The following is a 10,233-nucleotide window of genomic DNA, read 5'->3' on the forward strand; positions in this document are numbered from 1 at the left end:
CCTGCCAGTAGACAACCCCCACGACGATCGACAGGGCGAATGCTGTCCAGGGATGGTCGTCGCGCAGCGGTAGATAGACCTGAAAATGGGTCAGGTAGATGTAGAGTGACGCGCTTGCCAACACCCCCGCAACCCGGCCCACAACTGCGGGACATGGGACGGATGTGAGCCACACCAGCAGGCAAAGTCCGACAATCACGATGACTTCTCGCTGGATGTCGCCGAAGAAGAACCCGGGAATCGATAGCACGATTGCCGCGGTGACCCCCACTCGATGCCACACGGTCTGCGCCCGGGCGGCGGCCCAGCCGAGGGCGAACAACCAGAAGACAACCGCCGCGGTCAGAATGCGATTGCGGCTGTCGTCGATCTCGATCAATCCGTAACGGGTAACCAGGCCCAATGCCACCAACCCCATAGGAAACCAGAACGGGTGACTGCGTTCGAGACGTGCGACCGCCGGAACATAGAGCACAGCGGCGGCTACGAGGACGATGTACACAATCGCCTCGACGAACCAGTATCGCCATTCGACAGACCAACCGTCCGGGCCGAAGATTCCGTTGAGCAGCAATGCACTGGTGATGCGGTAGTCCCCGGTCAGAGCGATGATGGCCCCGATCCACACCATGCTGGGGATGGCGATCCGAGCGACGCTGCGCACAGCATTGCGTGCGCGGGCGGTGCGATCGACCGCGCCGAGGTGGAAGCGGGCGAAGTTGTAGCCGGCGATTCCGAGAAGCACGTGCGCCCCGCCGAGCACCGAAAACAGGTGTATGTGCGAGCCGGTGATCAGCACGATCGCAAGGGCGCGCAGCACAACGTTGGTCTCCACCCGTCGCCAGCCGCGGCGCAGGTGCGGTGCCTGAACGAAGTCCACGACTCGGGTGTTGTGCCAGTCCGCCGGGAGGTGACCGAGCAGCTCCTCCAGCCGAATGGACATCCGCACATACGACAAAGAGTCACCGCCCAAGCTCACGAACGTGCTGTCGTCGTCGACCCTTGCGTGATGCAGGACCTCGGCATACATCGCTTTGACATCGGTGGTCTCGGGCTTTGTCGTCGTCGAGGTGGGCTGAACAGGGCCGGGCTTGCCTGCGAATTCCGCGACCGCTCGCGCATCGGGTTTGCCGGTGGAGGTGCGCGGCAGCTCATCGACGACACACACCCGAACTGCTGTTGCGGGAAGGCCGCTGAACTGTGCTGTCAAGCGTCGCACGTCGGCGACGTCAGCGTTCTCCGCGACGACGACGAGTTCGTCCGTGCCGTCGGTGCAGCACACGGTCAATCCCAGGTGTGCGAGCGCGGACTCGACGCGGTGCAGATCGATACGTAGACCGAACACTTTCGCGAAACGGCTGCGTCGGCCGACCACTTCGTACAGTCCATCGGCCGTTCGCCGGGCCAGGTCGCCTGTTCGCAGCTCGCCGGCGAGCGTGTCACCCAGGCGCAAGTCGCCGGGGTCGTGTGCGTAGCCGAGCATGACGTTCGGCCCCGAATAGACGAGCTCACCCGTCCCGTCCGGGGCATCCGCGACCGGATCGAGCCGAAAGGACCCGTCGGGAATCGGCCGTCCGATGGAATGCGGATGAGCGGCGGCAAGATCCGGTGGCAGATACGCCATTCGGGCGGTCGCCTCCGTTTGCCCGTACATGACGAACAAGTCCCATCCCTGGCGTCGGCCCAGCTCGGCATACGTGCGGACGCGATCGGGCGACAGCTTTCCGCCGGCCTGCGTGACGTACCGCAGGTCGTGAAGATTCAGCTGTTCGAACCCGATACGGTCGAGCAGATCGAAGGTGTACGGCACACCCGCGAAGGTGGAGGCGCGGTGGGTGCGCGCAAGGTCCCACAGTCGAGTATCTGTGACCGAAGAGTTGGTCAGAATCAAGGCGGCACCGCGCAGGAGGTGGCTGTGGACGACCGAAAGCCCATAGCAGTAGTGCATGGGTAGCGTGGTCACGGCACGGTCGGTGGGGCGGATGCCCAGGTATTCGGCAATCGACTCGGCGTTGGCCTGCACGTTGTCGTGCGAGAGACGGACGAGTTTGGGTGATCCGGTCGAACCCGAGGTGCTCAGCAGCAACGCGAGATCAGGGTGCAGCTCATGTCTGGATTGTCGATCGAGTTCTTCGACGACTGTGTTGCCGTCGAGGGTGCGCACCACCACATCGGGCCGATATGTGTCGATGAGCCCGTCGAGATGGTCGGGATTGTCGTCCGAGGCCAGCAGTACGGGGTGTCCTGCACGCAGCGCCGCGAGGTAGGTGACGACGACCTCGACCTTGTTGGTGCCGGCGATCAGTACCAGACGACGGCCACGTCCAAGTCTGGCCGCCTGCCGGTCGATGCGCTCGTCCAGGTCGCGGTAGGTGATCGTCTCGTTCACCGATATCAGACCCGGTGCGTCACCGAATCTGCCCAAATCGTGCGCTAAGCGCACACTGGGGCGTTTCGGGCGGTTGAAGTCTCTGGGCACCGAGCGAGTCTATAAGGGCTGCCGAACCTAACCTTCCGGCGACGAATACGACTCCGCGCCCGCGCGGACGAGCGTGGCTCGTCTGTCCACACACCGCTCGGACACAGATGATCGGGGTCAGCGACGCCTACTCGGCGGTCGATTCGGCAAGTCCGGTCCGATTGTCGCACCGTGGTCGATCTGATGATCGCCGACGGATCGACCGAGTATCGATGCGCCGCCCTTTGCTCACCCTCACGCTTCGATCGATGGCATGGAGGTGACGCCACCGGGCGGTGGCGGGAACCGATCTGAGTCGGGCCGTAGCGGTTCCGCAGGCTGCGCGCGAGCGGGTGTCGGTCATGACGCGGCGGCGATCAGCCGGGCGAGAACTCCGGATTCGAGGAGGATGAAGAGACCCAAGCCGATGAACACCGCTGGGACGAGCCAGTGCTCGACCCGTTCGAGAGTGTCGACGACCTTCCTGCGAGTGCCCAGCAGCCTGCCGGCGTAGCACCAGATCCCGACGCAGATCAGGAACACGGCGATGGTGACTGCGGTCTGTGGTGGACCGAGCGTCCGAAAGACCGGGGTGTAGACGGCGATGTTGTCGGCACCGTTGGCGATGGTGATGGCAGCAACGCCTGCCATTCCGGTGGCAGCGACCGGGGGTTCGTCCTCGTCGTCGCTGCGCAGCCAGCGGATCAGCGTCCAGAGCCCCAGCGACAGGGGCAGCACACCGAGTAGCCCGACCCATTCTTGCGGCACGATCACCAGTCCCAGAGCGGCGACGACGCTGGTCGCGACGAGGGTGATCAGGCCGAGGTACTGGCCGGTGACGATCTGCCACGCCCGCGGCCTACCCTGGCTGGCGGAGGCGACGAACAGCACCGTCAGCACGACGATGTCGTCGATGTTGGTGCCGGCGAACATCGCCACTGCCGCGGCGATGGTGGTGATCACTGCCGCACCGGGCGTCGGTGAGGATGTAACCGGACGCCCCCGGTGCCGCACGCGACCGTCATGGAGGTCGATCGGATTCGAGGTCGGGGAGCAGTCATACGGATCGTTGCTCCGTGCCCGTGGGATCGACGCGGGTTCGGCCCTCCCGGAGCGACGCGAGGACGACCAGGACTACGCCGCATGTGAGGTAGGTGTCGGCGAGGTTGAAGGTGGGCCACCATCCGGTGTGGAAGTAGTCCGTCACGCGGCCGTCGGCAGCGCGGTCGATGACGTTGGCGGCCGCTCCGGCGACGACCGCCGACAGCCCCACCGTCCCGGTCAGTGAGCCGACGGGGACGGTGCGCCACGCGTACACGGCGATGGCGAGAGTGATGATGGCGGTGACCGCGATGATGACCCCTGGCGGCAGCCCGTTCCCGACGCTGAAGGCGACACCGCTGTTGTAGGCAAGCCTGAGTTGCAGCAACCCCAGTTCGATGACGCGGCCGTCGGAGAGTGCGCGGCGGGCGACGGGGTCGGCCGCGAGTGCCGCCGCGACGAGGACGGCGACGACGATCGCCAGGGTCCACCGGGATCGAGTCGCCGAGCGTCCCCCGGTCGAGACACCCGGCATCGGGCCCGAAGTGGGGTCTGGGCTCATGTCCAGGCCTCGGCTGCTGCCGGGGCAGGTGCGGGCACCGCTGCGGCGGACAGGGGGTGGGTGCGGCCGGCGCGGACTCCGTTGGCGATGACCACGATCTCGGCGAGTTCGTGCACCAGCACCACCGCGGCCAGGCCGAGGATTCCGAACAGGGCGAGCGGCATCAGCACGGTGATGATCGCCAGCGACAGCCCGACGTTCTGCAGCATGATGCGTCGGGATCGGCGCGCGTGGGCCAGGGCGTGCGGCAGGTGCCGCAGGTCCTCACCCATCAGGGCGACGTCGGCGGTCTCGATGGCCACGTCGGTGCCCATGGCGCCCATGGCGATACCGAGGTCGGCGGTGGCCAGTGCGGGGGCGTCGTTGACGCCGTCGCCGACCATCGCGGTCGACCGGCGGCCCTTCAGGTCGCCGATGATGCGTGCTTTGTCCTCCGGTCGCAGATCCGCGTGGACCTCCTCGATGCCGACGTCGGCGGCCAGTGCGCGGGCGGTGCGTTCGTTGTCCCCGGTGAGCATCGCGACGTGGTACCCGTCGCGGCGGAGACCGGCGACGACTTCCGCGGCTTCGGGTCGCAGTTCGTCGCGGACCGCTATCGCGCCGAGGGTGCGGCCGTCCTGTTCGACGAGGACGGCGGTGGCTCCGGCGTGCTGCATCCGTTCCACGTCCGCGGCCAGCGGGCCGGGGTCGATCCACCCTGGTCGGCCGAGGCGGACGTCGTCGCCGCAGAGGCGGCCGGTGAGGCCGGCTCCGGTGACTGCGACGACGTCGTCGGCGGGTGTGTGGTCGTCGACGGCGGCGAGGATCGCCGCGGCCAGGGGGTGCTCGCTGCGCACTTCCAGCGCTGCGGCCACGGCGAGGACCTGTTCGCGGGTCGCACCGTCCGCGGTGGCGACGTCGATGACGACCGGCTTGTTGCGGGTCAGGGTGCCGGTCTTGTCGAGCGCGATCACGCGGATGCGGCCCAGCGCCTCAAGAGCTGAGCCTCCCTTGACCAGGACGCCGAGTTTGCTGGCGGCGCCGATCGCCGCGACGACGGTGACCGGGACGGCGATGGCCAGTGCGCACGGTGAGGCGGCGACGAGGACGACCAGTGCGCGTTCGATCCATACCCGTGGTTCGCCGAGCAGGCTGCCCACGGCGGCGATGAGGGCGGCGGCGACCATGATTGCCGGCACCAGGGGCCTGGCGATCGTGTCGGCCAACCGCTGAGCCTCACCCTTGCGGGACTGCTCGGCCTCGACGATCCGGACGATCTTGGCCAGCGAGTTGTCCTCGGCACGTGCGGAGACCTCCACCTCGAGAACGCCGGTTCCGTTGATCGCCCCGGCATACACGTCGTCGCCGGGCCCGGCCTCGACGGGCACCGATTCGCCGGTGATCGCCGAGGTGTCGAGCGCGGTGGTGCCGCGGCGGATGGTGCCGTCGGTGGCGATGCGCTCGCCGGGCTTGACGATCATCATCTCCCCGAGCATCAACTCGGTCGGCGACACCGCCTGCTCGAGGCCGTCTCGTCGGACTGTGGCGGTGTCGGGAACCAGGGACAACAGTGCCCGTAGACCTCGCCGTGTGCGGGCGACCGCGTACTCCTCGAGGCCCTCGCTGATCGCGAACAAGAACGCGAGCATCGCGGCCTCGCCGACCTCACCAAGGATCACGGCACCGACCGCCGCGATGGTCATCAGGGTGCCGACACCGATCTTGCCGCGCGCGAGCCGCCGAAGGGTCGACGGGACGAAGGTGTAGCCGGCGACGATCAACGCGAGTGATTCGAGCACCAGGGTCAGCCGATCAGGGCCGCCGATCCAGTCAATGATCAGCCCTGCCGCCAGCAGTGCACCGGCCACCGCGGCAGCTCGGATCTCGGTGATCTGCCACAGCTTGTCGGGTTCGTGCTCCTCGTCGCCGTCCAGGCGGGGTTCGTCGTGGCCGCAGCCGCATGCGTCGCTCATCCGGTCACCGCCGACCCGGCGGGCGCGGTGCCGTAAACCGGGCAGAGTGCCACCGCGTTCCCCGTGACGGCGAGGAGGGTCTCGGCCGAAGCGAGCAGGTCCAACAGTTCCGGCCGGACGAGGGAGTAGAACACCTGCCGGCCCTGGGGGCGACCGACGACCAATCCGCAGTCCCGCAGGCACGCCATGTGCGCCGATACCGTCGACTGTGCCAGCCCCAGCTCGCTCACCAGGTCCGCTACACGCACCTCCCTGCTGGCGAGACGGCGAACGATAGCCAACCGTGTCGCATCGGAAAGGCTGTGGAACAACGACACTGCCGCATCGAAAGTCGACGTGGAACCGCCGGGCAGGCGGCCATCCTTATTGATCGTCATGCAACGATGATAGCATCTAAGCCCGGTATGATCGCTATGCGTGAATGCTCGGCCCCGGTCTCGTCGGCACGAGTCCGATCCTCGTCGTGCCGTACTGAGACAGGACGACGGCACGACGAAGAACACCTCCGTGGTGTGGGACCCGGTCACCGGACCTGCGGACGCACGCGACAAACCGCAGTTGCTCCGTACGGCGCGGTCGAGATCGCCGACTTCCCGATCGCGGTGGCACCTGCTACGAAGGCGCTTTCGATTCCCTACTCGCCGAATCCGTCCGAGACGGCGAGGAGGCCGAGGTCAACCAGCTGCATTGCGGGTCGAACGGCGCGCCGACGCGTCGGGAGTGTCGTCGAGACGATCGAACGCACCGGTCATTGCGGCATGCAGCTCGGTGAGCTGCGCGATCGACTCCTCCTCCCGGGTGATGTGCTCGCGCAGTGTTGGCCGCAGCCCGGTCTTCACAGCGGCGCAGGAGTCGTTCTCCCATGCGCGCAGCATCGTCTTGATCTGTGGCAGCGTCAGTTTCGAGCTTTTCGCGGCGGTGATGAACGCCAACCGTTGCTGTGCTCGTTTGTCGTAGACGCGGTACCCGTTCGGGGCTCGGTCCGCCGGCAGCAGCCCCTCGCTTTCGTGGAAGCGCAGCGTCGTCGCCGGCACCCCGTCGCCGAGGAGAGTTACGAGATCAGATCAGCAGGGCTTCGGCAAGCCTGGTCTTCGTCCGTACGCAATCGTCAAAGACTGCGCTCGCCCTGTCGATTCGTTCTGTACGACGCCGCGCGAGAGGCTCGCCCGGCAAGCTTCCCCCGCTTTTCGGGAAGTCGGGGGAAGTATCCTATCGCAGGTCGTCAGCCGGTCAGCAACACATCATTGCGGCGCACATGTCCCCACACATGCCGGTGGCCATCATGATCTGGCAATCCCACCACGTCTGCAGGTTGGTCATCAGTTCGGTCATCGGAATCTCCCTCAATTCTGGTCCCGAGGAGACGGGACATCACGACCATATACTGAGTACGTACATAGATAGTAGATGTCGTGTTACCGACGACCCTAGGATCAGGAGACGACAGGGCAGGAGGCGATAGGTGCGGGTGAACGGATTCGGTGAACTCGAGGCGGTAGTGATGGATCGCCTGTGGGCCCGCGGTGCGCGAAGCACCGTGCGGGAGTTGTTCGACGAATTGGCCGAGCAGCGGGTGATTGCCTACACCACGGTGATGTCGACGATGGACAACCTGCACCGTAAGGGCTGGTTGGAGCGCACCCGTAGGGGCAAGGCGTTCGACTACTGGCCGACGTTGTCTCGCGAGGAGCACAGTGCCCGGCTGATGCGTCACGCGTTCGCTGCGGGCGGCAAGTCGGACCTGGTGCTCACCCATTTCGTCGAGCAGATGAGCGACGAAGAGTCGGAGCGTGTGCGAAGAGCGTTGCGCAGACTGACCGACCCCGGCCAGTCGCGATGACTCTGACTCTGTGCCTGCTGCTCTACGGGCTCGTGGTCTCGGTAGCCGGTCCGCCTGTGCTCGCGCGACTGACCCGCCGGGGCATCGCTCCGCAGCTCGGGATAGCTGCCTGGAGTGCAGCAATGGCGGTGGTGATCCTGACCTGGACCGGCGCGGCGATCATGCTCGTCACCGAAGCGGTGCATTGGAACAGAGACGCTCACTGGGTGTCAGCGTGCGTCGTCGAGGTGCTCCGGTCGATCGACGGCCGTGCCGCAGCACTGCTTCAGGGAACACTGATAGCAGTCTCCGCGGTCGCTGCGGCGGCGCTTCCGTTGGTGGTGTGGAGGGCTGGGCGGGGCATGCTGCGGATGCGAACGCACACGCTTCGCCACGCCCGGACGGCGAGGGTGATCGGCCAACGCCTGCCCGGTACCGACGCGGTGGTCGTCGACACCGCGGATCGGCTCGCCTACTGCGTTGCTGGCCGTCCGAAGACCATCGTGATCACTACTGGTGCCCTGGATGCACTCGTCCCGGATCAGTTAGGCGCCGTCTTGGCGCACGAACGTGCTCACCTAATCGGTCGCCATCACCTGCTGCTTGCCTCTGTTCGCGGACTCGCCGCGGCAGCTCCATGGATGCGGTTGTTCCGCGACGGGGCGACCGAGATCGCCCTGCTGCTCGAGATGTGCGCGGACGACAGCGCTGCCCGCTCCCATGGTCGGCGGGCGCTACTCGGTGGTCTGCTCGCCCTCACTGGTTCGTCCGTCGCTCCCGCGGGTGCCCTCGGCGCGAGCGGAGGCGACGTGCTCGCTCGTGCTCATCGCCTCACCGTCGCTGTGTCCACCCCCGTGCACGCGCGGGCCCGCACCCAACTGTCCTTGATCGTCCTCTCGATCACCGCGAGTCCGATCGTGTTCGGTGCCCTCGCCGCTGCGGGTGTGATCATGTGTGGTCCGATGGGCTCTTGAGTGGTCCTGCCAAGAGCGGGTCGATCGGTCAGTGGTGACGGCAGTCGCCGCGCCGAGCCAATTTCAATCGTGCGCCCTCGTCCGTCGAGCGACGGGTAGAACTGTCCCTCGGGTGCGGGGGCGTCGTTATGCAAGGCGATCAGGTTGCCGTCGGTGTCGACGGTTGCGAACTGCGTCGATCCCTGGTCCGTCGAGACGGGACGGCCCGCATCTGCGGGATGAAGAACGCCCGCACGGGACATCTCGTCGGATCGACGACCGCCGGATTCAGCGACGTCCGCGACTCCGCACTCAAAAAGGGATGCGGGCCCCCGAGCACGGCTGTATCACCTTCATTGTTCGGTGTCACCGAAGGCATTAACAGCACGCCGAACACCGTCAGTGCTTTCAGCAAACCGGCCTCCGGAGCTGTGCCCCGTCGACCATGCCGATCAGCTGACTGTATGTCACCGACGATACCAATGAGTACCCCCTGGGGTATCCCGATTCGGGTGTCAGCCGAGGATGGCTTCCCGGAGCTGAGCCATGCTCGGCGCACCCGCCGGCCCGTCACCTGTCATGTACACACGGCAGGCCAGACCGACTGCGGCGGATGTGTCGCCCATGACGTCGACGCCGTCGACGAGAACGGTCGGAGAGCCACGAAAACGCACCTGTTCGGCCATGTCCACCGTGTCCACGCGTTGATAGACGAGCACGGCGTCCGAGTGTTCCGCGGCGAGGAGCTGCAACCGTTCAGCAGTGACCGTCCAGTTCGGGCAACCGTCGAAATACTGCAGGGTGATCTCCATCCACCCACGGTATATCCGTGCTGAAGTTGGCAGCGCACAGGTCGTAGAATTCGATTACGCGGAAGGAGACGGAGTGCCGAACTTCTCCCGTCACTCTCGACGGAAAGGGCTTGCTCATGAATCTGTCCAGTGAGAGTGACGGCACCTCGGCCTGTTCCTGCTGTGGTCGCGATTTCCCGACCGTGAAGTTGCACTCCCTGGCAGGGGGAGCTGCCTATATCTGCCGACGTTGCGGACTGTGGGTTGCGATCCGTCGACGCTAGAGAGAACAGCGTGGGTGTACCGCTCTTCAGTAGGCTGCCTGCACCGATACGTCGTCTCGGCCATGGCGTACCGCCGTACGCAACCGGCGCGCGTCGCCCGTGCGGCTCGATCCGGCCCGTACCAAAGCCCGGGTCGGCGGCGTCCACCGCCGCGACCTTTCGCGGCCATGTCGCGCAGATTCTGCGATTGGTTCCCGTCGACCACGTGAAGAGGCTGTTGCTGCGCCTCGTCCAGCGTCACTCGTACACAGATCGGGTTGTCGGACATGTGCAATGCGTTCACCGACTCATCGATCGACCCACCGAGCGCGATGGCCAACGCGTAGCGATGCGGGCGAACCACCCGCGGTTGTCCACAGCGGGAGACCCAGAA

General features: G+C 66.1%; 9 protein-coding genes. 2 read left to right on the plus strand and 7 right to left on the minus strand.

Going from position 1 to position 10,233, the window contains the following annotated elements; all coding sequences use genetic code 11:
• The 6 genes from RHODMAR_RS25165 to RHODMAR_RS25190 form a co-directional block, all read right to left on the minus strand.
• A partial coding sequence (locus RHODMAR_RS25165; RefSeq protein ID WP_008720460.1) for an AMP-binding protein occupies nt 1-2,479 on the minus strand: 2,479 nt, incomplete at its 3' end.
• A gap of 339 nt (nt 2,480-2,818) precedes the next feature.
• Entirely contained in the window at nt 2,819-3,421 is a 603-nt protein-coding gene (locus tag RHODMAR_RS25170; RefSeq protein WP_008720461.1) for a cadmium resistance transporter, read from the minus strand.
• A 94-nt stretch (nt 3,422-3,515) separates the two neighbouring features.
• Entirely contained in the window at nt 3,516-4,061 is a 546-nt protein-coding gene (locus RHODMAR_RS25175) for a signal peptidase II (RefSeq protein ID WP_008720462.1), read from the minus strand.
• Nucleotides 4,058-6,013 (minus strand): heavy metal translocating P-type ATPase, encoded by a 1,956-nt coding sequence (locus tag RHODMAR_RS25180; RefSeq protein ID WP_008720463.1) that lies wholly within the window; start codon nt 6,011-6,013, stop codon nt 4,058-4,060. The genes RHODMAR_RS25175 and RHODMAR_RS25180 overlap by 4 nt, the downstream gene beginning before the upstream one ends.
• Nucleotides 6,010-6,390 carry an ArsR/SmtB family transcription factor gene (locus RHODMAR_RS25185; protein ID WP_008720464.1) on the minus strand — a complete coding sequence of 127 codons (381 nt, stop codon included), beginning with the start codon at nt 6,388-6,390 and terminating at the stop codon, nt 6,010-6,012. Before RHODMAR_RS25185 ends, RHODMAR_RS25180 begins: the two co-directional genes overlap by 4 nt.
• 297 nt (nt 6,391-6,687) lie before the next feature.
• Nucleotides 6,688-7,047 carry a MerR family transcriptional regulator gene (locus RHODMAR_RS25190; RefSeq protein ID WP_008720465.1) on the minus strand — a complete coding sequence of 120 codons (360 nt, stop codon included), beginning with the start codon at nt 7,045-7,047 and terminating at the stop codon, nt 6,688-6,690.
• A 428-nt stretch (nt 7,048-7,475) separates the two neighbouring features.
• On the opposite strand from RHODMAR_RS25190, the gene RHODMAR_RS25195 reads away from it, so the two are divergent.
• A complete protein-coding gene (locus tag RHODMAR_RS25195; RefSeq protein WP_008720466.1) occupies nt 7,476-7,853 on the plus strand; it encodes a BlaI/MecI/CopY family transcriptional regulator in 378 nt (125 codons plus the stop codon).
• A complete protein-coding gene (locus tag RHODMAR_RS25200) occupies nt 7,850-8,806 on the plus strand; it encodes a M56 family metallopeptidase (protein ID WP_008720467.1) in 957 nt (318 codons plus the stop codon). Before RHODMAR_RS25195 ends, RHODMAR_RS25200 begins: the two co-directional genes overlap by 4 nt.
• A 494-nt stretch (nt 8,807-9,300) precedes the next feature.
• Here the strand turns inward: RHODMAR_RS25200 and RHODMAR_RS25205 are convergent, their stop codons facing one another.
• Nucleotides 9,301-9,597 (minus strand): hypothetical protein, encoded by a 297-nt coding sequence (locus tag RHODMAR_RS25205; RefSeq protein ID WP_008720468.1) that lies wholly within the window; start codon nt 9,595-9,597, stop codon nt 9,301-9,303.
• Nucleotides 9,598-10,233 lie beyond the last annotated feature (636 nt).

The sequence above is a fragment of the Rhodococcus sp. AW25M09 genome (assembly GCF_000333955.1).
GTDB lineage: Bacteria > Actinomycetota > Actinomycetes > Mycobacteriales > Mycobacteriaceae > Rhodococcoides.

Bases quoted from the DNA above. Each gene is read 5' to 3' on its own strand.
- RHODMAR_RS25180 (WP_008720463.1), bottom strand. From the start codon at position 6,013: ATGAGCGACGCATGCGGCTGCGGCCACGACGAACCCCGCCTGGACGGC.
- RHODMAR_RS25205 (WP_008720468.1), bottom strand. From the start codon at position 9,597: ATGGAGATCACCCTGCAGTATTTCGACGGTTGCCCGAACTGGACGGTC.
- RHODMAR_RS25200 (WP_008720467.1), top strand. From the start codon at position 7,850: ATGACTCTGACTCTGTGCCTGCTGCTCTACGGGCTCGTGGTCTCGGTA.
- RHODMAR_RS25185 (WP_008720464.1), bottom strand. From the start codon at position 6,390: ATGACGATCAATAAGGATGGCCGCCTGCCCGGCGGTTCCACGTCGACT.
- RHODMAR_RS25175 (WP_008720462.1), bottom strand. From the start codon at position 4,061: ATGAGCCCAGACCCCACTTCGGGCCCGATGCCGGGTGTCTCGACCGGG.